The following is a 23,099-nucleotide window of genomic DNA, read 5'->3' on the forward strand; positions in this document are numbered from 1 at the left end:
TTATTCCTCGGTTTGATTTTCTTCCTCTTGTGGCTTGTCTCCTTTCACTACCTGATCCCACAGTTCATTGAACTTATTAAACTCCTGGGTGAAGATCAAAGCAAGACCACTTATGATCAATTGTCCATCTATCACATTCTCATAACTACTTCTTCTGAAAGCCATAAGTCTGAATCTTCCATTAGGTGTGAGAAGATATTCCAGGCTTACATTACCTATTAAAGGAGTACTTTCCTCTACCGGGCTGCTTCCCTGAACATCAACTTCACTACCCACACTTACAATTAACCTGTCGTCCATAAAGCTTTTTTGAGCAGTAATATCCAATTGAGTCCTTTCCTGCGGACTTTCCCCCTGGTAATCTGTGAATGTATCTAATCCAAAATTGAGATCTACGCCTGTTTCTCCGAGCAATCGATCAGAGAAGATATTAAGTTGATCTGATAAAGCTTCGTTCAAATTATCCCTGGCAAAAGAAAGAGTTCCTCCACCCGAACCGTCACTACCAGAGGTTGGAAAGAACCGGTTTAGGACGAGGAGAGAAAAAACCTGCTTATTTAACTCGTTCTCCTGTTGATTAATTTGCTGAACACGCCCATACACCTGGCCGCTAAGAGCGCCTTGTTCATCCTCTGGCATATCCAGGCCAAAGGATAATTTAGGAGCTGAGATCTCACCTCCAATTTTAAGATACACAAGGAAATCAAGCTCCTGGCGGAATCTATTTTGATCTGAAAGATCTGCACCCTGCAATTGGGAAGCCATAAGACCAGACGCTGCAGCTTCTACCCGGTAGACCGCAGTTATGTTTAGATCGGCATCAAGAGGGTCACCGGCCCAAACTACAGAACTACCATCCATAATTTCAAATCTCCTTGTGACCAGGTTATAGAGGCTCATTTCGTAGTATCCGTCACTTAACTCCACCCGGCCGGTCATTGTAGTTCTACCATTGGGATAGATATCATAAAGAATATCCCCGTCGCCTGTCGCCTGGAAATGATCTCCTGTACTCTCATCCAGGACTATAGTAAAAGTTGATCCTTCCTGAAGGTTGATATAGGAGTTGAGAGCAAATCCTGAAAAGGCAACAATTTCCTCATCTTCAGACCTGCGGGTAAGTATTCTGTCTGGATCTTCTCTATTAACGAAGATCACGACCCCTTCTCTTTCTTCGATCTCCAGATTAGCTTCAGGGATCACGTAAGTTAGATCGGTCTCTTCCAGCACCTCCAGATCAAGTTCTATCTGCGGAAGCTCCAAATTTCCCGTTACCGAGCCGGTAGCATCAAATACGAATTTTCCGTAGAAGAGATCGAAATCCTCTTCAGTTGAATTTAAAGCAGTGAAATTGTTGGTCGTAAAACTTAGATCGAATTCCGGGTTAAGTAGAGATTCTGTAAGAACGGCACCATTTAGAATTAAGGCATTATTATTAATATCACGAATTGCAAAATTGTCCATATAAACACCTTCATTATTTATGCGCAGGGTCTCATCTCTCAAAGTAAATGGTGCATTGAGCATGGAAACTGTAAATTGAGCCTGATTAAAGTTCAGAAAACCTTCATATTGAGGTTGAATAGGCTCTCCCGTAATATTAAACTCACCCGACAAACTCCCGCTTGTGTTCTTCAATTCTCCAAAGGAGAATCCTTCCAAGACTTCCATTGATATATTCTGCAGATTAAGGAACATATCTAGCTTCCCTCCATTAGTTTCAGCCAAATAGGAACCGGTAAGTTCAAGATCGGCCCTGCCTTCTACTGCAAGGTCAAACGAATAAGTATTAAAGCCTGCTGCTTCGGCATCCAGGGTGAGTGTCCCGAGAGGGACGTCCATTACTCCAAATTGATCTATAGTAAGATCGGCTACCAGGCCGGTTTGTGCAAAAGGCTCTTCAATAACGAAATTTCCATTCATACTTCCTGAAGCCAAAACAGCCTCGGGATTGAGATAAGAAAATAAAGCAGCTAAATTGAAATTCTGAAATTCGATCCCAATATGCTCTTTTTGGACCCCCGCAAGATCATTTGTCACCCTTAACTCCTGATCATTCCTGGAAAGCCTGAAGTTATTGAAGGTGTAGAAATCATCTCCAATAAGGATCTCATTTTGAGGATCTATCTGCCATTGATGGGAATTCAGGATAAGGCTATCAGAAGCAAAGGCTACTCTAATTACATCATTACTTTTGGTTATTGAAGATTGTAGTTTCATCAAAGGTTCATCCTCGTATATTGAAAGGAACTGAAGATTGAGCTCTTCATCTACTAACAATCCTTCTATGCTGGTCTCCTTTATAGCCAAAGGTCCCGTATCCAGGCTCTCCAATCCGAAATTGAAGAACAGTTCTTCAGGGTTTGAATTTACAAATAATGAAAGGCTATCTATTTCACTTCCGAAGTAATTGAGATAAGGCACCTCTACATTACCTACTAAAGTTCTCTCCCTCTCACTGAAATCGACTTTGATACTAATGGTATCAAAAGCTTCAAGCTGTGGCAAAAAGACCTCTTCCAGGATCGGTGATGGCCTTATTTGAGCGGTAAGATCAATATTGACAGGATTTACCACGGTGTCTGTCACATTGGTTGTACTGTAGTAGCTCTCATAGTGGCGGTTAAGGGCGTTGAAAAAATCAACAGGACCGGCATTAGAATAAAGTTTTAGATCGAGCATTCGGTTTTCAATGGCGAGGGAAGTAGTGTCGGGTCTCACATGGGCCAAAAGATCGAGATCTCCCAGCAGGTATGATTCATTATCGTACACAAAAACACCATCTGTGATTGTCGCGGTCGCATCAAAACTGTCTGCATTACCTTCAAAGGTGCCTTTTACCTCCATCGCTGCATTTACAGGATTAACGGCAAGACCCAGCGCCTGTAGATCGGCACCAATGACATTTAGCTTTAGGTTTATTTCGGGTGCCACAGAGTCGAGCTGCACGAAACTCTCCAGTTCCAAATTCAGGTTCTCATCTTTATAATCTATGTTAGCAAAACCTTCTCCTTCCTCTAACTCTGCAAAAAGGCCAATATTATTGAAGACATAATTATTGTATACAAACCGGCCAATGTTTCCCTCAACAACTGCATTAAGGGAATTAATATCTTCTCCACTACCCGAAGCCTGAACATCAAGGCTAATAGGGCCCAGAGCAGGGTTTTGAAGTAGTTGACCCACTTCCAGCTCCGTGACTTGCAGGTCTGCATTAAAAGCTATTCTGGGGGCTGTCACAAAACGACCTTCCACGTTTATTTTTCCTGCGGAAGAATTGAGAATAGCATCAACAGAAATATCTTCGGGACTACCTCTGAAACTTCCTGCTAAATTGACATTTTTGGGAAGCTGAATTCCCAGGTCCTGTTCTGCTATAAAGGCATTTAGATCGGCTTTTGAAGACTGCAGTCTCAACTGTGGAATATCAAATCTCAGCTTTTCAGGTTCGGTGGCATTGTAGATGGTTCCCGTGGCAGCAAGGGAAGTATTTCCTCCCCAGTTGACATTTGCTCTCTCAATATTAATAGCAGACATTTCTCCTTTTGCAGAAAGACGACCGGAAAGCCCCTTTTTGGCGAGTGCAGCAAAATATGGATTCTGCCGTAGGTCTGGTTGAAAACGGTATATATCCTGTAGATCTATTTGAAACTGCGGAAGATCAAGATCGACCGTGGCATTTTCAGGATTTTCAATAAAAGTGTCCAGGGATTGATAATCTACTAAAAGATTTCCTTGTAACATATTTCCATTGAGCCTAATAAGTAGGTCCTGAAGCTGCATTCTGTCTTCATTCACTTGAAGCGCGAATTGAGTCCTGTTTAGATCCAATCCTGAAGCTTCTCTAAAGTTCAAAGCTTCCACTTCGGCCTCCAGAGATTGATCCTCCAGAACCAACTGCGGAACTTCAAGATTTAGATCTCTAAGGCCTACTGCTTCGGGATTAAATGTGCCTTCAGTTGGCCTGCTATTATTAACCCAGTACCTAAAATTGATATTCTGCAAGCTAATATTGGAAGCACGCACCTGCCATTCAGGCCATTGAAAAGGTTCAGGAGTTGTGGTGGTATCAGCTGGGTTTTGAGAAGAAGCAGCGGTTTTGGACTGAAAGTGGACCCTTGAATCATTCAGTTGAAGTTTATCAACCTCAATAATATTGTTTTGTAGATCGGCTACAGGAAGCTTAAGAAGCAAGTCCTTTACATTTATGTCTGTCACGATTCCATCGGGAACAGAGGTATATGAGCCTGCGACATTATTTAATTCCAGATTCTCTACTGCCAAAAAGGGCATTGGAACGGGGTCTTCTTCGGGAGATTCTGGAGCCGGTTTTGTTTGGGCGTAATAAAATCGAGTATTTTCAATGACGGCATCCCCAGCCTCAAATCTCATGCTGTCCAGCATAAACTCCTGCATTTCGAGTTGTAATCTTCCAAGGTCAACTTTTGTATCAATCCCTAAATACTTATCATCATAGTTGAACCTAAGATCGGTAATATTAATATCTCCAAAAGTTATTTGCATGGAAGAGGCAGTAGTATCTGCCGGAGTAGTAGCAGCCGTAGTATCGGCGGTAGCAAAAGCTTCCGCAAGAAAACTGAAGTTAAAACCACTAATGGTATCCTGTCGATCTATATTCACCCGTCCCCCATCCCAGTCCAGACTATTTATAGCAATACCTTCTCCTCTTATAATAGGCCAAAGTGGAATATCGGCTTCCAGGCTTCGAGAATAAATTAGCGTATCACCGCTCTCATCTTCCATATAAAGTCCTTCCAGGCTAATATCCCCTCCAAAAGTGACAAAAAGTCTATCTACTTCTATAGTGGTATTAGTTTTATCGGTGATATAATTCACCACCTTATCGACAATAATATTCTGTCCCCAGGGACTGCGGATGAATAGGAGGAGCAGGAAAATAAAGATAAAGATCCCGAGAAGGATCTTAAAAAATAACCTAAGGCCCGAGCTCTTTTTCTTCTTTTTTTCCTTTTTAGGTTTTTCTGGTTCCAAAGATGTTTTCTCTACTTTCTCTAAATATATCTCATTTAAGGCAGATCGGGAAATATGGTATAGGTAAATCCCTGTTAAACAAGGTGCAAGAATATTAAACCTTTGATTAAATACATTCTGACCCCATAATTGTTTCAAAAAGGTAAAAAAAAGGGCTGAAGTGACCATTTTATTAGGAATAATTTAGCAGGATGCAGCAACAACTAATAATCTTACGTTAAATTAAATCCACAAAGATCGTGGGTTGTATAATTTCGGCGGGATTAACTCGTTTTGATGTGCAAAAGCTCCCAAATAGCTTGAACATTAAAACCTAAATTTTAAAATCATGAAAAGAATTCTTAGCGTATCCATATTGGCTGCGACAGTATTAACCTCTTGTGTTTCAAAAAAGAAATATGTCGCACTGGAGGAAGATTACAACAACACCCGGAGTAATCTACAGCAAACTCAGGTAGAAAAAGAACGACTTGAGGAACGATTGAATGCTATTGAACAACGGGTGGCAGATTATAATGCACGGATCAATTCCCTTACAGAGGATAATGATCGTATGCTGGAAATGAATGACCTTACAGCCATGTCTAAAGCTAACAAGCAAAAGATGAGGGCCACCCTTCAAAAAGTTGATCCTGCAAAACTTGCCGCAGCAGAAACTCTTGAAGACTCTATTAACCTGGCCGTAGCCTATAACCTGGAGAGCCAGATTAGCAGCGGAGCTTCAGAGGACGTGGATATAACAGTTGACAAGACTGTTGTGATGATCAACGTATCAGATAAATTACTTTTTAGAAGCGGTAGTCACCGTGTGAGTCGGGATGCATATCCTTTACTTGAGAAACTTGCTGAAGTGATCAAATCTGAACCTGCCATGGAAGTTATGGTAGAAGGACACACAGATTCCCAGACCATGGTCGAAAATTCATATATCCAGGATAACTGGGAGTTGAGTGTTAGAAGAGCGACTGCGATCGTGAGACTACTGCAGGACAGATTTAATGTAGAGCCTGAAAAACTGATTGCTGCCGGAAGAAGTAGTTACAAACCTGTTGCTGAAAATGACACGCGCGAAAACCGTGCTTTAAACAGGAGAACGAGAATTGTAATTCTTCCAAACCTGGATAAATTCCTCGCTCTATTAGATTCCGAGCAGTCTGCCGCACAGCCGGTCGATGCTATGAACAACTAACATAGCGAAAACATAGATCTCAAAAAAGGCTGCAAGTGCAGCCTTTTTTTATTTCCGTTTTAACCAGTGATAATCAAGGGAATGTTTTCCTGCACCTGTTATCAACAGCACGACAAAGATCAAAAGATAAATAAGGGACATTTCCTTCCGCTGAAAGGGATCAGAAGCATGTATGATAAAGGCTGCTGTAATCATGGTAATTATAAGAGGAATAACTGCCAGCCGGGTTCCCAGACCGAGGATCACAAGAATTGAGCAAATAAATTCAGCAAATACTGCGAACGTCAGAGTTATTCCCATTCCAAATCCGAATGGATCGGCAAAGGCTATTTCATCATTACTAAAAAGTTTGAGGAGCTTTGGAGATCCATGTGTAAGCATGAGTCCTCCTGCTCCAATTCGTAAAAGTGCAAGTCCCAGGTCGACCTGGGATAGGCTAAGGTTGGTACGATAGATATTTTTCATCAAACCAATTTACACTTTCCCATTGAAAAAGGCAGTCTAAACTTATCAGCCAATATTCAATTTTGCACTTTATCGATAAAAAATGTATTTGGTCTAGTATTTTAGGAAAATATTAATATCTTCAATCTTGAATTGTTCCCTGATGAAATATTTTCTTACAACTCTACTCTTCCTTCTCTGCTGTACTTGGGCTTCAGCACAGGCTACCGCTAACTTTACGGCATCTGCAACTATAATTCAGCCAATAAGTATATCGACAATAACTAATCTGAATTTTGCCGGTATTGATGCAAAAGAGGGAGGAGAGGTCGTCCTCACGCCGCAGGGCGAGCGGCTTGTTAGCGGAGACGTTGGGCTTTCGGAAGGTTCAATTGTCACAGCCGCAGCTTTTGAAGTGGTAGGACAGCAGGGATATACCTTCTCAATTAGCCTTCCCGGAGATCAGGCTCAACTGGTCAATGGTGAAGAGAATATGACCCTTAAGAATTTTACCAGCAGCACAGGTTCTAATGGTAAGCTCAGCACAGGAAAAACCTTTATTAAAGTCGGTGCAACTTTAGAAATAAATCCACAACAAGCTCCCGGTTTCTATTCTACCCCCACTCCCCTTTCCATTACAGTTAATTACAACTAAAACGTTATAGCTCCTATTTTCTTGTTAAAAAATTGGGAAGAAATGGTTCCTTAACGATTATACTGACACTTCAACGATTATATTTTTACGGGGTTCCTAAAGGGAATATTTTCGACCTGTTAAAGAATTAATCTTAGACCCTACAAACTCTCTAACCATGAAAAAAATAACTTTTATTTTATTTGCACTTATCGCAGGAACTGCTCTTGGACAGAATTCTGTAGAAGGAACAGCTGTCGTCAAAGCTGAAATTGTGCAGCCTTTAGCCATTTCTTCATCTAGTGCTCTTGATTTTGGTGTTATAGCAGCTCCAGAAAATGCTACTGATGTAGTCCTGACAGCTGATAATGTTAGGAATATACCTGCAGGTATGGTAGTACCGGGCAATACTAATACCACTGTTCCATTGTTTACAGTAACCAAAGAAGCAGGGTTAACTTATAAAGTAATGACCTCCTCGACAAATTTGAAACTGACAGGACAACCAGAAATGGTCATAAAAGATATTACCACTAATTTAACTGATTTAAATGGAGTAACTGCAGAATCTTTTAAAGTTGGAGCTACTATCACAGTTAATGGGAATCAAGGACCTGGTGCTTATGAAGGTGAAGTTTCTGTAACTGTCTCTTACGAGTAAGAGTTAAGTAATTATAATAGTTGCGCCGCCCAATGTGGCGGCGTCAATGTTTTATCCTTATCTTAAAACGATCCAACCCTTCAAAAATGGCAAAATTCACAGGCTTTCTTTTTTTTCTGCTTTGTACAGGATCAATATTCGGGCAGGCTTCGGCATCTGCTACTGTAGAGAGTCGGGCCACTGTTATAGATCCTATCCAGATCGAGAAAACGGTGGATCTGGATTTTGGTAATGTGATCTCAGCCTACACCCCAGGAACGGTGATCCTGTCTCCAGATGGAAGCCGTGTCGCCTACGGTGTATTATTGTCCAGTTCAATTCCCGGAAATGTTGCTCCTGCAGAAGCCGTTGTGACACACGGGAATAACAATTATGCTATAACTTTACCACAGTCCTTTACTCTCTATCATCAGGAAAATCCGAACCAGGTATTGGTGATCGATAACTTTACAGTGGAACCTATAGCCGGCGATGAAAAGGATATATTAAGAATTGGTGCTAACTTAAACCTCGAAGCTAATCAACCAGCAGGTTATTATACTAATTCAGAAGGATTTAATGTGACAGTGTCCTATAATTAATTTCACATTTGTTTAACAGTTTACTGCTTATTAGCTAAATTTGTTTCAGAATTAATCCCGCCCCCAGGATATGAACAAGAAATTACTTCTCCTTCTACTTACCGTATTCATTCTTTCCACTCCCGCTCTCGCTCAGGGTGATCTTATGATCATGCCCAAAAGATTAGTTTTTGACGGTTCTCAGCGGTCTCATGAGATCAATCTTGCCAATACCGGAAGTGATACTGCTGTCTATGCGATTTCTTTCATTAATTACAAAATGACTGAAGATGGCAATTTTGAACAGATAGAAGAACCCGAAGCAAATCAACGTTTCGCGACCGATTTTCTTAGATATTTCCCCAGAAGAGTCACACTTGCCCCCAATGAAGCTCAGACCATTCGAGTGCAATTAACCAGAACAGGAAACCTTGAACAGGGAGAATATCGCTCCCATATGTACTTTAGGGCTGTAGAAGAACAAACAGCACTTGGTGCCGAAGAAGCCGGTGAAGCTGAAGGTATTTCTATCAATATTAAAACTGTTTTTGGGATAAGTATTCCTGTGATCATACGTCATGGTGCATCTACTACTCAGGTGCAGCTAAATGATATTCAGCTGGATAGATCTGGAGAACATCCTAAACTAGCTCTCAGCATTGACCGTAGCGGAAATATGTCGGTCTATGGAGATTTAGAGGTTGTGCATATTTCTCCTCAGGGTCCCGAAACAATAATCGGTACTGTAAAAGGAATATCAGTCTATACTCCGAATTCGCATCGCAATTTTTCCTTTGAATTAAGAGATACTGCCGAGGTAGACATGCATACAGGACGTTTAAAGATCACATATTCAGAAGAAAAAGGGAAAAGTTTGGCTACCGCCGAAAAGCTACTCAATTAGATTATGAATCAAAACCAATCTCGTTCCGCTTTCAAACTCCTCCTTCTTGTTTTTTATGGATGTTTAATGGGAACGAATGTTTTGGCACAAGAAACCTTTCCTGATCTAAATATTGGTAACTCTTCTTACACTATTGCTGCAAACGCTAAGGAGGAGTATCAAAATGTAAATTTGAATACCAATAAATCTGTTCTTACTGTAAATGGCACCCTTATAGTTCATGGTAATCTGGATATGATTGGGAACCAATCTCAGTTCATAATGGGCCCCGAGGCCATTGTGATTGTCTACGGAGATTTTATTTCTTCCAATAGCGTAAGCATTACCGCAAAAAGTTACCTTATTATTTACGGTAGTTTCATAAATAATACTCCTTCTAATACAGCCGATCTTAATGTAGAAGGAGGTAATATTTACATTTTTGGAGCTGTAGATAACTGGGGAGAAGAATTTACTACTTGTGAAGATTATAGTGGAGATACCGGTGAAATAACTACGGAAGAATGCGACTACGGTACAGGTGATGATTTTGAGGATAACGCTGAAGACTTTCCAGATGGTCTGATAGAGGTATTGCCTTGCATGAGTTACATATGGACCGGCACTGAAGATGCTGACTGGAATAATCCTGCAAACTGGAGGTGTAATAAGGTGCCGGATGTAAGTAAAAACGTCACAATTCCTTCCGGAACAACCTATTACCCCGTGTTGCAAACAGGAATAGACGGAGCTGTAAAAAATCTAACTGTAGATACAGGAGCTCTTCTCACTATTGTGGACAGGCAATTGACCATTGCTGGAACCCTAACGATTGCAGGTAGTATTGATGCAGAAAAAGGTTCGGTGGCTCTTTCAGGTAGTGCTGCACAGACCATTCCTTCCGGAATTTTTTCGAATGATCTTGTCTACAATCTAACAATTAACAATTCTGAAAGTGTAACTTCCCTGGCTTCCATAAAAGTACTTAATTCTCTAAAGGTTACCAATGGCTCCTTTGAAACAGGAAATGATCTCACCCTTCTTTCCGGTGAATCCCGAACTGCTTACATTGACGGAAGCGGCTTAGGAGAAATTACAGGATCTGTGAACATGCAACGCTATCTGGGCAGTGGGTTTGGTTATAAATATTTCAGCAGTCCCTTTAACAATACCATAGTTGGAGATTTTTCACCATATATGGATCTGGTTCATCCTACTACCAGTTTTCCGCACTTTTATACTTACAATGAGAATAGAGAAGATGGAACTGGTGAAGATATTTCAGGTTGGGAAGCGTATATAGATCCTTTAGGGTTTCTTTCCCCGGGAAGGGGTTATGCTGCCAACCTAAGTGATACGAACGTCCCCGTGACTGTTGAAATTTCAGGAGTGGTGAATAATGGAAATATTTCCCTGAACCTGGAAAACAATAATGGAGTCTATACTAAGGGGTTTCACCTGGTTGGAAATCCTTATCCCTCTCCCATAGACTGGGACCTTGTTTCAAGGATCGGTATTGATGATGCCGTTTATTTTTTTACTGCAGGGAATGAGGAACGATATACAGGAACCTATACCTCGTACATCAACGGCGTCTCCAATGACGGGAGTTCGTCTAATCTCATAGCTTCAATGCAAGGATTTTTTGTAAGAGTAAGTGATCCGGGTTCAACGGGAACTCTGGAATTTACAGATGCTGCCCGGGTAGGCAACAGTAATCCTTCAATTTTCTATCAGTCAAATAGAAACAATTTTCAATCGCAACTTGTCTTATCGGCCGGATTTGAAAATGAAAAAACTCGAGACGCCCTGGTCCTTTACCAGTACCCGGGTTCCACCTATAACTTTGAAAAGGAATTTGACGCCCATAAATTATTAAATACCTCAGTTGAAGTTCCCAGTTTCTATACCTTAACCCCAGCCGGAGAAAAACTATCTATCAATGCTGTAGCAGATCTTACTACTGCAGCGGTATTGGAAATTCCTTTGGGATTAAGAGCTTTAAGGAGTGGTGAAATGAGCCTTAATTTGAAGAACGTACCCGTGGCTCTTTTTTCTCAACATTTATATATAAAGGATGATCAAAAAAAGGTTCTCTGGGATCTTACTAAAGGACCATACTCCTTTACAACTCAAAAAGGAGAGTTTGACAATAGATTTTTTCTGGTCTTATCCCCGGAAAAACTGAGTGATCAGGATCTGAAGTCAGCTTTTAAAACTTTTGAAATCTCTACTTCCTCCGGAGAAATTATTGTTGAAACCCGACTGGCGGATGGAGTTGAAGGTGATCTTCAGCTTATCTCTTACTCAGGGCAGGTACTCCAAAAGAAGAAAGTTAATGGAGAAGAAGAAGTTATTTTAAGAGGTTTTCCCACCGGGGTATACCTGGTCACTTTAAGATCACATGAAGGTGAAGAAACCAAAAAAATTTTAGTTCAGCAGTAATGGTAAAAAAGAAAGAAGACATACTAAATATCTTTATGCTTTCGGCTTTTTTGCTGTTTGCCGTTGTTGAGGTAAAGGCCCAGGAGAATCCACCTATTCCAATTGAGGTAGAGGTAAGAAACGCTCAATTCCTCAACTTCGGAAAGTTCACTGTAGGGGCAACGGGTGGAACCGTAGTTATAGACCCACAAGGAAGTAGAATTTCAACGGGAGACATCTATTTGCTTGGGAATGACTTTTCCTATGCAATATTTGATGTTTACTCCAATCCAGGTACGCTCATCCAAATTCAATCATATTCAGACACCTATTTAATGGGACCAACAAATGATCAGGTTAGGCTTGAAATAAAACCTGCTGTGGACATTTATCCTGGACAGACCTTTATTACTACCGGTTCTCCATTTGAGGTTTTTGTGGGAGGAACTTTACATGTTCCTTCGGGAAATACTGTACAGCCCGGCAGCTATAATGCCACATTTAATCTCACTTTCATTCATCAATAATAGGTAGATTAATGCCTCAAAATTTCTCCCTGCTCTTCCATTCTTTAAAAAGGAATCAACACAGAATCATTCTGCTATGTATATTATTCCTGAACACAATAGGAATAGCACAGGAAGAATTTCCCGAATATGATGAGCTAAATGTAGAACTGAATATACCGCGGCTGGGAACGTTTGAAGTTCCTGTAGCCATAAAAGGTGAGGATGCTTATCTATCTGTCACCTCCATTTTCGACCTGCTTAAGATCAAACATGAGGCTGAAGGTGATCAAATGAAAGGATTTATTATTCACCCCGATTCCACCTATACTATTTACTGGGATACTCCTGCTATTCAATTTAGAGAACAAATATATAACCTCTCCAAAAATGACATTTTAAGCCCCCCTTCCGGCAGGTACTTAAGATCAGATCACTTCGGAAAGATCTTTGGACTCGATACCGATTTCTCATTCAGAAGCCTGAGCATCAAACTGGAAACAGACAGGGAACTGCCCGTGATAAAGGAAATGCGCCTCCAAAAAATGAGGGAGAATCTTGACCGGGTAAAAGGTGTAGTAGTTCCGGATACCGTCCTTCCTGAACGACGACCCTTTTTCAAACCGGGGACTTTGGATTGGGGCGTGGTAACTACTCAGCAAACCGATTTTGAAAATGACAATCGCCTTATGCTTGGCTTTGGAACAATGTTCCTTGGTGGAGAAACAAACCTATTGCTCAATTATTCCAGCCGTGTTCCCTTCACCTCCCGCAACCAGTTCTATCAATGGCGATATGTCAACAACGATAATGATTTTCTAAAGCAGGTTACGGCGGGTAGAATTTTTACCAGGGCCACCTCTTCCCTGTTTGCACCGGTTAGTGGGGTACAAATCACCAACAGTCCACTTCAAAACCGTAGGTCCTTTGGAAGTTACCTCCTGAACGACTACACCCAACCCCGATGGACCGTCGAACTTTATGTAAACAATGTACTGGTAGCATTTACTCAGGCAGATGCTTCAGGATTTTACAGTTTTGAAGTTCCATTAATGTATGGCAACACTGCAGTAAGTCTTCGCTTTTACGGCCCCTGGGGGGAAGAGCGGGTCGAAGATAGAGTGATAAACATCCCTTACAACTTTGTTCCTAAAAATGAATTTGAATACACCCTTAGTGCAGGTGTGGTTGAGAATGAAGAATGGAACCGCTTTAGCCGGTTGAATTTAAACTACGGACTCAATAACTCCATTACTCTTGGAGGAGGTGTAGAATATCTTTCTGAGGTCCAAAGTGGAGAAGTTATGCCTTTCCTCCACTCCTCAATGAGATTGGCTTCAAATCTTTTATTCTCGGGAGAGTATATGTTTGGAGTAAAAGCTGAGGCTTTGTTGAGCTATCGATCTCCGCGTCAATTACAGGTGGACCTTAATTATATAAAATATGACGAGGAGCAGACCGCTATCAACTTAAATTACCTTGAAGAGCGAAAAATTAGCTTATCAACTCCTATAAGGACTAACAATTTTTCGATTTTTAGCCGCTTTAGTATCAATCAGATTATCATGCCGACTACCGAGTTTACCACGGCGCAGCTTCTGCTGTCCGGTGCTGTATTTGGTATAAGCACAAACTTCACGACTTACGGCCTCTACAATGATCGAATGGCAGAACCCACGATCTACAGTTCCTTTTCTCAAACCTATAGACTTCCCCGCAAGTTTCTATTTTCTCCACAGGTTCAGTATGATTTTAGCAGGAACAGGTTCAACAACCTGATCCTGGAATTTGAGAGACCGGTTTTTAAACAGGGATTTGCCAACCTTTCCTATGAAAACAACTTCCTGAGAGATGCGCATATATTCGAGATCGGACTCCGCTATGCATTTAATTTTGCGCAGACCTCGGCAACATCAAGGCTTGGGAATAGAAACTCCTCCTTTGTTCAGTCGGCAAGAGGAAGTTTGATGCTCGATGACAATACAGGCTATGTCATTGCCAGTAACCGTACTGCCATGTCCCGTGCTGCTCTTACGGTCATTCCGTTTTTGGACCTCAATTACAACGGAATTAAAGATCCAATGGAGCCCGGGGTTCGGGGTCTAAAGCTCAAGAATAGAAGCGGTAATGTGACATATAACGAAGATGGAACTATTCTGAGAATTACAGAACTACAGCCGTATATCGATCTCCTGCTTGAATTGGATCCTATAAGTCTGGACAATATCGCATGGAAAATTACCAATCCTAAAATATTGGTGAAAACACAGCCCAACCATTTTAAAGAAGTTCTTGTCCCTGTAGAAGTACTGGGAGAAGTGGGCGGAATGGTCTACTTCAACGACGGAAACTCCACTCGTGGACAAGGAAGGATCATCATCAATATTATTGATCAAAAAGGGGAAAAAGCAGCCGAAATTTTGAGTGAAGCCGATGGTTATTTCAGTTATCTCGGTTTGGCTCCAGGTAGATACACAGCTGAAATTGATCCGGAACAACTTGAGAATCTCAATTATCTGGCTACTCCGGGGCGCACAGAATTTGAAATTGAAGTAGACCAGTATGGAGATATTGTAGATACTCTCGAATTCACTTTAAAACCGAAGGCTCAGGAGTAAGAGATTTGAGTTATTTTCAACTCCTGAAGCTTCCCTCCCATTTGTACTGTAGCTGTTTCTCCCAATTTTTTCCCGGTGAGGGCTCTTGCAAGAGGTGCCAAAAATGCTATTTTTTGAGCCTTAATATTGGCCTCGTCTACTCCCACGATTTTAAAGGTTTGCTCCTTCTTTCTTAGTGTTCCGGCCAAAAATTTAAAGCTCACTCTGGCTCCAAACCTTACAACATCTTGAGGTTGGTCTTCCGGCTGTAAAACTCGAGCTGATGCGATTCTCTCATTGAGCAAATTGAGTTTGCCGTCAAGAATGGCTGTAGCGTGCCTCCGCTCCTTATCGCTTTCAATATTCAGCTCCCGTCGCTCCTTCTCCAGTTCTTCCCTCTCTTCCAAAAGCTGTTGGTGACCTACAGGCGTCACATAATTTGTCACTCCTGCCGGTAAGGAGGCTCGTGGCGGAATGAACGGTGCTTCTTCCTGATCTTCTTCCTTTACAAATCCGCGACTCATAGTCTTATTTTTACTAAAGATCCCATTTTTGCCGCACTTTTCAAAAATTGCAGTAAATACTCCTATTTTTGACACATGTCTCAAAAGAAACTTCTGGTCATTGGCTACGTGTGGCCCGAACCTAAATCCTCGGCTGCCGGTGCCAGAATGATGCAGCTCCTGGAATTCTTTCTGGCTGAAGGTTTTTCCATCACTTTTGCCACCACAGCAGCCAAAACTGAATTCATGGTAGATCTCCCTTCCCGCGGGATTGCTATGGAAAAGATCGAACTCAACAATGAGAGCTTCGACCATGTCCTGAAAAAAATTAATCCTGAAATTGTCATTTTTGACAGGTTTATGATGGAGGAGCAATTCGGGTGGCGGGTGGCTGAAATTTGCCCGGAAGCTTTGAGAATCCTGGATACCGAAGATCTCCACTTTCTACGCAAGGCAAGACAGGAAGCATATAAAAAGAAAACTAAGCTAAGTCCTACCCTGCTGTTTTCAGATACAGCAAAGAGAGAAATAGCCAGTATTTATCGCTGTGATTTGAGCCTGATCATTTCAAGAACAGAAATGAAAATGCTGAAGAAGACTTTCAAAGTTCCGAAGGAAATTCTGTTTTATCTACCCTTCATGATCTCCCAAAAAGTGGAAAAAGAACATATGAATTTCGAAGAGAGAAAAGATTTCATCAGCATTGGTAATTTTCTTCATGCTCCGAATAAAGATGCTGTTATCCGCCTGAAGAAGGAGATCTGGCCTCTGATTAAAACCAAAATACCGGAGGCTAAAATGCACGTTTTTGGAGCTTATGTTCCGCAGGAAATAATTCAGATGCACCATGAGAAAGAAGGTTTTCTTGTCCACGGCAGAGCCGAATCTGCAAAAGAAGAGATAGGCAAGGCAAGAGTCCTTCTTGCTCCGTTGAACTTCGGAGCAGGTTTAAAAGGAAAATTCACAGATGCTATGCAGGTAGCAACACCCACAGTGACTACCACCCTGGGTGCCGAGGGAATGCCCGGGGATTATCCGTGGAACGGCCTCATAAAAGACTCACCAAAGGAATTTGCCGATGCTGCAGTTGAACTATATTACAACCAGGAACTCTGGCAGGAATCGGTAAAAAACGGCTTTAGGATACTGGAACAGGAATTTTCACTTTCTGAGCATCGGGACAGATTTCGGAGTGTGTTGCAAAAGTTGGGTAAGGATCTACAGGAGCACAGACTCCAGAATTTTACGGGACTAATGCTGCAGCATCATAGTCTGCAAAGCACCAAATTCTTATCTAAATATATTGAGGCTAAAAGTAGAAATCGCCCGTAAAACGGGCGATTTCAATCCAAACAAATAAACTAACAACTCAAAGCTGAGCAACTAGGTTTCGTTCAATATCTTCTCTTCAAAAAGTTTTTGATGTAGTAATTGCAGTGCCTGAACTTTATTTTTGGTGTCCACCAGCAGGGAAATATTATTACTGCTTCCCCCGTAAGAGATCATCCTTACCGGCAGGTCATTAAGCAATTCGAATAACCTAAAAGTTTCCCGGTCATTAATCACCCCTTCCCCTACCACGCAAATAATGCTATGATCTGTATCTACAGTGATCTCGCCGTATTCATCCAACTCGTAAAGAATCTTGTCAAGATTTTGGGCATCATCTATTGTCAGGGAAATGGCGATCTCACTGGTGGTGATCATGTCAATGGAAGTCTCATGCTTGTCGAAAACTTCGAAGATCTTTTTCAGGAAACCGTGCGCCATGAGCATTCGGTTTGATTTGATCTTGATGGCAGTTATTCCGTCTTTTGCCGAAATAGCTTTTAATCCCGTGCTGTGGTGTGCATTGGAGATACAGGTTCCCAATGCATTGGGTGTAAAGGTATTCTTAAGATAAATAGGAATGTTCCTGTCCTTGACCGGCGATACAGTTTGTGGATGCAGGATTTTAGCCCCAAAATAAGCGAGCTCGGCCGCTTCTTCAAAAGTTAGATGAGTTAGTGCTGAAGTATGCTCCACGAACCGCGGATCGTTATTGTGAAAACCATCGATGTCGGTCCATATCTGCACTTCTTTAGCATTAACAGCAGCTCCTACGATTGTTGCAGTATAATCACTGCCTCCGCGCTTAAGAGTGCATATGTTCTTATTTCGATCAATTCTTATAAAGCCTTGGGTAACATAAACTTCCGAAGTTACTTCTCTCTGTAAAGTTGCCTGCAACAGTTTCTTAACAGTATGTATTTCCGGATTTTCAACATTAGAGATGTGCATAAAATCTTTGGTATCCAAAAGTGTGTTGGACACACCTTGTTCTTCCAGAAAATTAGAAAAGATCAGGCTTAGAAAGCTTTCTCCAAAAGTCACTACAGCAGCTTCAGAAACAGGTTTGATCTGAAGTATTTCCTCCAACTGGATATACAGCTCCAAAAATGAATTTTCGGTTGCTCTTTTATTATTTTCAGCTTCAATTAACTCCTCAATGAGCTGCAAGTGCTTTAATTTTAACTCCAGCATAAGTCCATTGACAACTTCAGCGCTTCCGGCTTTTTGAGCTTCAAAAACTTCTACCAGTTTATTTGTAACACCCGACATAGCCGAAACCACCACTATCTTGCGACCTTTCTGCTCGAGAATGATCTTCCTTACATTGCGAATGCTTTCCGCAGAACCAACAGAGGTACCTCCGAATTTTAAAACTTTCATACTACAGATTCAGGTTGCATAATTACGAGCTGACAATCAGGGAATAAAAAAAATGACTTCTTTTTCATACCTTTGCACAAATTGTATATTATTTAACAATGAAGACCATCAGTACCTGTGTTCACGATATAATCAAGCATCAACCGTTTCTGGACGATGCTCTTGCCCGCAATATTATAAACTTTAGTTCCCTGGCTGCCGACTTACAGCCGCAGGTGGAAAAAGAGATGCGCAAACCGGTAAAACAGGGATCAATCATTATGGCCCTGCGCAGGTATCATCCTAAAAGGAGTAAGTTTACTGCGAAGAATTTCAGGGAATTGGGAGATATGATCGTGCGGTCGGGGATTACTGAGTACACCTATCTCAACAGCCAAAGGATCATTGCCCGAAAGGCTGAACTACTCAATGCCATCAAAGATCAAACCGGGATCTTTTTAAACTATTCCAGTAATTTCCAGCAAAGCAATTTTCTTGTTTCTACAAGTTTGCAGCCTGTAATTGAGAAGATCTTTAAAGAAGAACAATTGGTAAGTATTTCTGAAGAACTCTCATCCATCACTATAGCCCTGCCAGAAAAGAACACTAAAACCGTTGGTCTCTATTTCTACATTTTTAAGCTGCTGGCTTACGAAGGCATTCCTGTCTATGAGATCATTTCTACTTCCAATTACTTCACCCTCTTTTTGGAAAAAGAATATGTCAACCAGGCTTTCCAGTTAATGAACGAGATCAAGTCGACCTGATCACTTTAAACTATAGATCCACAGTTCATTCTGGTGGTTCATTGGGAGGTAAAGTTTTTTCTCATCCTCGAGATAGAGAATATCTCCAGAACTTTTTGCAGAAGTAAGGACTTTTGTGAGATTCCCTTTCATATCTATTGAATAGATATTTCCTGTAGCCCAATCAGAAACAAAGTATTCCTCACTAGCTTTTGGTTGGATCCCATCCATATTTCCAATTCCTTTCCGGGAGATCTTGCTGATCTCTTTTGTAGAGCGGTCAATCTTGAGAATATTGCCATTTTGCTCCTCACCCCAGGCGGCGACAAGAAGGTGATCTGGTGTTACAAACAACCCGTTAGGTTTCTCCAGATCAGGACTGTTTAACCAGGTAACCACTTCCCCACCCTCATTTAATTTGTATATGCTATTCCCGGCAAGATCTGAAAAATAAATCTCGCCTTTTTCATTCATAACCGGATCATTGAGTGATTTAGCACCCTCAACAGGAATACGACGCAGAATTTCCCCAGTCTCAAGATCGATCTCGACCAGAACGGTGACATCGGTGACATAAAGACGATCATCTTTTACAACTAATCCTTTAGGGTCATTTAGCCCTTTTACCCAATGATGCTCCTGCTTTTTCCATTTCCTCGAGATCCTGGAGATAAAACCATCGCCCTCTGTTCTATCTGCCATATTGGAGACATAAAAATATTCACTCCCATCATCGTAAATCACAGATTCCGGGTGACTAAAGCCGGTAATTTTTACTTCGGGAGCTAAAGGTTGTTCCTGTCCTGTCACTGTAATTCCGCATAAAATTATTAGTAAGGTCAGTCGTTTCATTGTTTTTGTTTTCAAGTTACTCAAAAATGTCATTTTAATAAAGGTTTATAGAATTTGTTTAAACATATCCTAAACTAAGAACACTGGAAGCTGGTTCCCCCTACTTTTATATAAACAAAGATTGCTATGAGAAAGATCATAAGAGCTATTCTGGCTGGTTGGGGAGCTAAAAAACTTGGAGGTAAGACGGGATGTGGTTGTTTTGGCACCATCATCATATTTATTATCCTGTGGTGGATTCTGTCAAACCTGGGGATCTAAGATCTTTTACTTTTACTGAAAGAAATATCCAAAGCCTATTGTGAACATTATCAGCCCATAGAGATAGTGTTCCAGGCTCACGTTAAGAAGACTTTGCGTTTTATAATAGTTGTATAGAAAGATCCAGCCTGCAAAGAAGGTTGCGATTGGGGCTACCCAATTTCCGTAAATAAAATGGGTCAATCCAAAGATAAAAGCATTGCTTAGCATTAAAAGGTACTTTTCGGGAATTACGCGGTGATACCTATGGAAATAATATACCCGGTAAATGATTTCCTGCGGAAATACGGATGCGACGGGATAGAGAAAAAAGGTTATGACATAGCCTTTAAAATTTTCCACAGGATATAAAAAGAACAACTCGGGAAATATCCACCAGGTAAACCAGACCAGTAAGAGAGTGATGATGATCATCCTGGCTATACTCTTCCCCAGGTAATCCTTATCAAAACGGGTTAGCACCCGCCTGTCGAAGGTTGGATCCCTTAAAAGCAAAAACAAAAAGAAGATGGCAATAAGCGCTAATGGAATGATCTTGTACCATCCATCGAGAAACTTGTTGGCTATAAACGGAAAGAAGACATAGAATAACACGAATTCCACAACCATGTAGGTTGTAGAATTATAGACGATCTTAGGGCTCATTTTGGTATTTACAGAAAGATATTAAATCTGGTCTAGAAGCTGTTTGGCTCTAACAAAAAAATAAGATTTTGTCAGTCGGTTTCGAGGTTCTCCTCCTCTTCCATTTCATTGTACCTCATTTTTCTTTGGCGCAAAAGGTCGATTATATTGAACAGAACTACACAGAAAGCGATCCAAATAAGGCCTGCTGTAAATCCTCCCAATACATCTGAAGGAAAGTGTACACCCAAATATATTCGGCTTAAGCCTATAAAGAAGATGAGGGAAGAAAAGAGCAACGTTAGGAAAATGCGAAGCCATTTATTCATTTTAATGTGGAATACCAGATAAATGAGAAAACCGTAAAATGCCATTGCACTCATTGCGTGGCCACTGGGATAACTCAGGGATTTAACCACTACCATATGTTCAATGGTAGGACGCGCCCTGTCAAAAGCTTCTTTAAGAGCCATATTGGCCAATGCAGATAATATAAGCACCCCAAGTAACTGCAGGATGAATTTTTTATTTCTCAGCTTGAAGAAGAAAAAAACGGCGGCTAAAGTAGTAGCTACTATATAGGCATAAACATCACCAAGATCTGTGACAAACTGGAAGAAGTTATTAAGTGCCGGTGTTCTAAAGGAGGTAACATAATCTGTCACCCGATTATCAAAGGCATCGATACTCTCTCCCTGTACTTCTTCTGTCAATTCTACAAAGAGGTTGGTTCCAAGAACGAATACAACAAGAGCAAAGAAAATTAACAGGTAATAAGGAAAATCGGGGTGGCTCCTGGATACGTGTCGCTTGAAAAATTCAACGAATTCATTGATGTACTTCTTCGTGATCTGTACCATTTAAGTTATTTTATCCTCCCGGCTCCTCCTCTGCAGGGAAGGCAATTTCTACTTTTCTTCTCCCCCATTTGAGGGCTTTTTGTTTATCCTCACCCATATAGATATCGATTTTGTTTCTCCATCTAGGGTGCATTTTATCATTTACAATAAAAACTCCATCAAACCCTTCGATCTTTACCGGAGTTTTATAATCCAGTCCTCTCTTTATAAGGTCCCTCGAAACTGCAATTGACTGCACTCCCGAATGAAGGGTGTCTCCCCATGCTGTAATTACCGGGTTTCCTTCTCCCTGGCGCTTTAGCGAATTATATGCAGAGGCAGTTACTGTGATCTTTTGCCAATCCTCAAAGTTGTATTTTTCCATCTCCATTTCCTTACAGCTTTCGAAAGCTCCAACAAAGATCAACGGTAATACCAATAACTTTAAAATCGCTTTTACAGAGAACATGATAACCAACATAGTAAAAAATAGAGCATTAAACAATAAATGAACGCTTTCTTAACCCTCCTTTAAGAGAAAATAAAACTATGCAAGTAAACTGATATTTTTGCTGATTATTTTCAGCTGCTGCACAATTTTTTGTCTTTTTCAGACTAAAGTGTTCATTCTTTGGCTGTCCGTCTTATAAATGGTATCTTTGCAGCTTTCGAAATGAGATGTTTCTCAGTTCTGTTAAGGTCCTTCCTTTTTATTTTCTGTTTGATTTCCATTTCCCGAATATTTTAATTGATAAACAAACATTTATTATGAGTCAGGTTAAACAAAATGACACTGTAAGAGTACACTACACCGGTAAACTAACCGATGGACAAATCTTTGACAGTTCTTTGGAAAGAGAACCAATTGAGTTTACTATGGGCCAGGGACAACTTATCCCCGGATTTGAGAAAGGTTTACTCGACATGAAAGTGAATGAGAAGAAAACTATTGAAATTCCTTCCGAAGAAGCTTACGGAGCTCCAAGAGAAGAATTGGTTCAGGAAGTAGATAAAAGCCAATTACCTGATGAGATCAAGCCGGAGCCGGGAATGGGACTGGTTTCAAAAAGCCCCGACGGTCGTGAGATGAATCTTGTGGTAAAAGAAGTAAAAGAGGACTCTATTGTTGTGGATGGGAATCACCCATTGGCAGGAAAAGATCTAATCTTTGATCTTGAAGTGGTAGAGATCAAGTAATTGATCTTATCTTATAAAAAAGAAAAGACCTGCAGCTTGCAGGTCTTTTCTTTTTTATTTCAATTTCAATTTGCTTGTATATTAATCGTGGTGCATGAACTTTTGTTTGGCCATAAGTTGATCCTGAGTTTCTTCATTGGCAGGATCAGGGACACAGCAATCCACAGGACAAACCGCAGCACATTGTGGTTCATCGTGAAACCCAACACACTCTGTACATTTATCGGGTACTATATAGTAGATCTCATCGCTAAGCGGTTCCCGTGGCTCGGTTGCATTTGCAGCTTTTCCATTAGGAAGTACCACATCTCCACTAAGATCTGTACCGTCTGCATATCTCCAGTCGTCTGCACCCTCATAAATAGCCGTATTCGGGCATTCAGGTTCACAGGCGCCACAGTTAATGCATTCGTCGGTTATTATAATTGCCATAGCTTTTTTTATTCTAAATTTGCACAAATTTAAAGCCAAAACA

General features: G+C 41.0%; 21 protein-coding genes. 12 read left to right on the forward strand and 9 right to left on the reverse strand.

Annotated elements, in window-relative coordinates; translation table 11 throughout:
- The gene (locus ACXYMT_RS09875) at window positions 1–5,013 is read right to left on the reverse strand and encodes a translocation/assembly module TamB domain-containing protein (protein ID WP_459058908.1); all 5,013 of its coding nucleotides are present in this window, start codon (window positions 5,011–5,013) and stop codon (window positions 1–3) included.
- A gap of 328 nt (window positions 5,014–5,341) precedes the next feature.
- On the opposite strand from ACXYMT_RS09875, the gene ACXYMT_RS09880 reads away from it, so the two are divergent.
- Window positions 5,342–6,202, forward strand: a complete 861-nt coding sequence (locus ACXYMT_RS09880) for an OmpA/MotB family protein (RefSeq protein ID WP_459058909.1) — start codon at window positions 5,342–5,344, stop codon at window positions 6,200–6,202.
- Window positions 6,203–6,250: 48 nt separating this feature from the next.
- On the opposite strand, the gene ACXYMT_RS09885 is transcribed toward ACXYMT_RS09880, so the two are convergent.
- Window positions 6,251–6,667 (reverse strand): DoxX family protein, encoded by a 417-nt coding sequence (locus tag ACXYMT_RS09885; RefSeq protein WP_459058910.1) that lies wholly within the window; start codon window positions 6,665–6,667, stop codon window positions 6,251–6,253.
- 142 nt (window positions 6,668–6,809) lie between these two features.
- On the opposite strand from ACXYMT_RS09885, the gene ACXYMT_RS09890 reads away from it, so the two are divergent.
- From ACXYMT_RS09890 to ACXYMT_RS09920, 7 genes are all read left to right on the forward strand, one after another.
- Entirely contained in the window at window positions 6,810–7,301 is a 492-nt protein-coding gene (locus ACXYMT_RS09890) for a DUF4402 domain-containing protein (RefSeq protein WP_459058911.1), read from the forward strand.
- Between the two features lie 157 nt (window positions 7,302–7,458).
- Window positions 7,459–7,941, forward strand: coding sequence for a DUF4402 domain-containing protein (locus tag ACXYMT_RS09895; RefSeq protein ID WP_459058912.1), 483 nt, complete (start codon window positions 7,459–7,461; stop codon window positions 7,939–7,941).
- Window positions 7,942–8,027: 86 nt separating this feature from the next.
- Window positions 8,028–8,522 carry a DUF4402 domain-containing protein gene (locus ACXYMT_RS09900; protein ID WP_459058913.1) on the forward strand — a complete coding sequence of 165 codons (495 nt, stop codon included), beginning with the start codon at window positions 8,028–8,030 and terminating at the stop codon, window positions 8,520–8,522.
- A 70-nt stretch (window positions 8,523–8,592) separates the two neighbouring features.
- Window positions 8,593–9,405 (forward strand): fimbrial biogenesis chaperone, encoded by an 813-nt coding sequence (locus tag ACXYMT_RS09905; RefSeq protein WP_459058914.1) that lies wholly within the window; start codon window positions 8,593–8,595, stop codon window positions 9,403–9,405.
- 66 nt (window positions 9,406–9,471) lie between these two features.
- Window positions 9,472–11,829, forward strand: coding sequence for a T9SS type A sorting domain-containing protein (locus tag ACXYMT_RS09910; protein ID WP_459058915.1), 2,358 nt, complete (start codon window positions 9,472–9,474; stop codon window positions 11,827–11,829).
- The gene (locus tag ACXYMT_RS09915) at window positions 11,829–12,335 is read left to right on the forward strand and encodes a DUF4402 domain-containing protein (RefSeq protein ID WP_459058916.1); all 507 of its coding nucleotides are present in this window, start codon (window positions 11,829–11,831) and stop codon (window positions 12,333–12,335) included. Before ACXYMT_RS09910 ends, ACXYMT_RS09915 begins: the two co-directional genes overlap by 1 nt.
- An 11-nt stretch (window positions 12,336–12,346) precedes the next feature.
- The gene (locus ACXYMT_RS09920; RefSeq protein ID WP_459058917.1) at window positions 12,347–14,932 is read left to right on the forward strand and encodes a hypothetical protein; all 2,586 of its coding nucleotides are present in this window, start codon (window positions 12,347–12,349) and stop codon (window positions 14,930–14,932) included.
- Here the strand turns inward: ACXYMT_RS09920 and ACXYMT_RS09925 are convergent.
- Complete coding sequence (locus tag ACXYMT_RS09925; RefSeq protein ID WP_459058918.1) at window positions 14,923–15,435, reverse strand: GreA/GreB family elongation factor; 513 nt, start codon at window positions 15,433–15,435, stop codon at window positions 14,923–14,925. The genes ACXYMT_RS09920 and ACXYMT_RS09925 overlap by 10 nt on opposite strands.
- 75 nt (window positions 15,436–15,510) lie before the next feature.
- On the opposite strand from ACXYMT_RS09925, the gene ACXYMT_RS09930 reads away from it, so the two are divergent.
- Window positions 15,511–16,746: a glycosyltransferase family 4 protein gene (locus tag ACXYMT_RS09930; RefSeq protein ID WP_459058919.1), complete on the forward strand. Its 1,236-nt coding sequence runs from the start codon at window positions 15,511–15,513 to the stop codon at window positions 16,744–16,746.
- A gap of 51 nt (window positions 16,747–16,797) precedes the next feature.
- Here ACXYMT_RS09930 and ACXYMT_RS09935 read toward each other — a convergent pair whose 3' ends face one another.
- Window positions 16,798–18,126, reverse strand: a complete 1,329-nt coding sequence (locus ACXYMT_RS09935; protein WP_459058920.1) for an aspartate kinase — start codon at window positions 18,124–18,126, stop codon at window positions 16,798–16,800.
- 98 nt (window positions 18,127–18,224) lie between these two features.
- Between ACXYMT_RS09935 and ACXYMT_RS09940 the strand changes: the two genes are divergently transcribed.
- Complete coding sequence (locus tag ACXYMT_RS09940) at window positions 18,225–18,872, forward strand: hypothetical protein (RefSeq protein ID WP_459058921.1); 648 nt, start codon at window positions 18,225–18,227, stop codon at window positions 18,870–18,872.
- On the opposite strand, the gene ACXYMT_RS09945 is transcribed toward ACXYMT_RS09940, so the two are convergent.
- The gene (locus ACXYMT_RS09945; protein WP_459058922.1) at window positions 18,873–19,703 is read right to left on the reverse strand and encodes an SMP-30/gluconolactonase/LRE family protein; all 831 of its coding nucleotides are present in this window, start codon (window positions 19,701–19,703) and stop codon (window positions 18,873–18,875) included.
- Window positions 19,704–19,829: 126 nt separating this feature from the next.
- Between ACXYMT_RS09945 and ACXYMT_RS09950 the strand changes: the two genes are divergently transcribed.
- Window positions 19,830–19,964 carry a hypothetical protein gene (locus ACXYMT_RS09950; protein WP_459058923.1) on the forward strand — a complete coding sequence of 45 codons (135 nt, stop codon included), beginning with the start codon at window positions 19,830–19,832 and terminating at the stop codon, window positions 19,962–19,964.
- A gap of 12 nt (window positions 19,965–19,976) precedes the next feature.
- Here ACXYMT_RS09950 and ACXYMT_RS09955 read toward each other — a convergent pair whose 3' ends face one another.
- From ACXYMT_RS09955 to ACXYMT_RS09965, 3 genes are all read right to left on the reverse strand, one after another.
- Window positions 19,977–20,609, reverse strand: a complete 633-nt coding sequence (locus ACXYMT_RS09955; RefSeq protein ID WP_459058924.1) for a CPBP family glutamic-type intramembrane protease — start codon at window positions 20,607–20,609, stop codon at window positions 19,977–19,979.
- Between the two features lie 71 nt (window positions 20,610–20,680).
- Window positions 20,681–21,448 (reverse strand): phosphatase PAP2 family protein, encoded by a 768-nt coding sequence (locus ACXYMT_RS09960; RefSeq protein ID WP_459058925.1) that lies wholly within the window; start codon window positions 21,446–21,448, stop codon window positions 20,681–20,683.
- A 10-nt stretch (window positions 21,449–21,458) separates the two neighbouring features.
- A complete protein-coding gene (locus tag ACXYMT_RS09965; RefSeq protein ID WP_459058926.1) occupies window positions 21,459–21,908 on the reverse strand; it encodes a 3D domain-containing protein in 450 nt (149 codons plus the stop codon).
- 287 nt (window positions 21,909–22,195) lie between these two features.
- On the opposite strand from ACXYMT_RS09965, the gene ACXYMT_RS09970 reads away from it, so the two are divergent.
- Entirely contained in the window at window positions 22,196–22,624 is a 429-nt protein-coding gene (locus ACXYMT_RS09970; RefSeq protein WP_459058927.1) for an FKBP-type peptidyl-prolyl cis-trans isomerase, read from the forward strand.
- Between the two features lie 81 nt (window positions 22,625–22,705).
- On the opposite strand, the gene ACXYMT_RS09975 is transcribed toward ACXYMT_RS09970, so the two are convergent.
- On the reverse strand, window positions 22,706–23,056 hold the full coding sequence (locus ACXYMT_RS09975; protein ID WP_459058928.1) for a 4Fe-4S dicluster domain-containing protein: 351 nt from the start codon (window positions 23,054–23,056) through the stop codon (window positions 22,706–22,708).
- Between the last annotated feature and the right edge of the window lie 43 nt (window positions 23,057–23,099).

This window comes from Salinimicrobium sp. CAU 1759 (assembly GCF_054482715.1).

Excerpts from the sequence above, each read along its gene's own strand:
- ACXYMT_RS09880 (WP_459058909.1), top strand. The coding sequence starts at position 5,342 with ATGAAAAGAATTCTTAGCGTATCCATATTGGCTGCGACAGTATTAACC.
- ACXYMT_RS09885 (WP_459058910.1), bottom strand. The coding sequence starts at position 6,667 with ATGAAAAATATCTATCGTACCAACCTTAGCCTATCCCAGGTCGACCTG.
- ACXYMT_RS09890 (WP_459058911.1), top strand. The coding sequence starts at position 6,810 with ATGAAATATTTTCTTACAACTCTACTCTTCCTTCTCTGCTGTACTTGG.
- ACXYMT_RS09895 (WP_459058912.1), top strand. The coding sequence starts at position 7,459 with ATGAAAAAAATAACTTTTATTTTATTTGCACTTATCGCAGGAACTGCT.
- ACXYMT_RS09900 (WP_459058913.1), top strand. The coding sequence starts at position 8,028 with ATGGCAAAATTCACAGGCTTTCTTTTTTTTCTGCTTTGTACAGGATCA.
- ACXYMT_RS09905 (WP_459058914.1), top strand. The coding sequence starts at position 8,593 with ATGAACAAGAAATTACTTCTCCTTCTACTTACCGTATTCATTCTTTCC.
- ACXYMT_RS09910 (WP_459058915.1), top strand. The coding sequence starts at position 9,472 with ATGGGAACGAATGTTTTGGCACAAGAAACCTTTCCTGATCTAAATATT.
- ACXYMT_RS09915 (WP_459058916.1), top strand. The coding sequence starts at position 11,829 with ATGGTAAAAAAGAAAGAAGACATACTAAATATCTTTATGCTTTCGGCT.
- ACXYMT_RS09920 (WP_459058917.1), top strand. The coding sequence starts at position 12,347 with ATGCCTCAAAATTTCTCCCTGCTCTTCCATTCTTTAAAAAGGAATCAA.
- ACXYMT_RS09925 (WP_459058918.1), bottom strand. The coding sequence starts at position 15,435 with ATGAGTCGCGGATTTGTAAAGGAAGAAGATCAGGAAGAAGCACCGTTC.
- ACXYMT_RS09930 (WP_459058919.1), top strand. The coding sequence starts at position 15,511 with ATGTCTCAAAAGAAACTTCTGGTCATTGGCTACGTGTGGCCCGAACCT.
- ACXYMT_RS09935 (WP_459058920.1), bottom strand. The coding sequence starts at position 18,126 with ATGAAAGTTTTAAAATTCGGAGGTACCTCTGTTGGTTCTGCGGAAAGC.
- ACXYMT_RS09940 (WP_459058921.1), top strand. The coding sequence starts at position 18,225 with ATGAAGACCATCAGTACCTGTGTTCACGATATAATCAAGCATCAACCG.
- ACXYMT_RS09945 (WP_459058922.1), bottom strand. The coding sequence starts at position 19,703 with ATGAAACGACTGACCTTACTAATAATTTTATGCGGAATTACAGTGACA.
- ACXYMT_RS09950 (WP_459058923.1), top strand. The coding sequence starts at position 19,830 with ATGAGAAAGATCATAAGAGCTATTCTGGCTGGTTGGGGAGCTAAAAAA.
- ACXYMT_RS09955 (WP_459058924.1), bottom strand. The coding sequence starts at position 20,609 with ATGAGCCCTAAGATCGTCTATAATTCTACAACCTACATGGTTGTGGAA.
- ACXYMT_RS09960 (WP_459058925.1), bottom strand. The coding sequence starts at position 21,448 with ATGGTACAGATCACGAAGAAGTACATCAATGAATTCGTTGAATTTTTC.
- ACXYMT_RS09965 (WP_459058926.1), bottom strand. The coding sequence starts at position 21,908 with ATGTTGGTTATCATGTTCTCTGTAAAAGCGATTTTAAAGTTATTGGTA.
- ACXYMT_RS09970 (WP_459058927.1), top strand. The coding sequence starts at position 22,196 with ATGAGTCAGGTTAAACAAAATGACACTGTAAGAGTACACTACACCGGT.
- ACXYMT_RS09975 (WP_459058928.1), bottom strand. The coding sequence starts at position 23,056 with ATGGCAATTATAATAACCGACGAATGCATTAACTGTGGCGCCTGTGAA.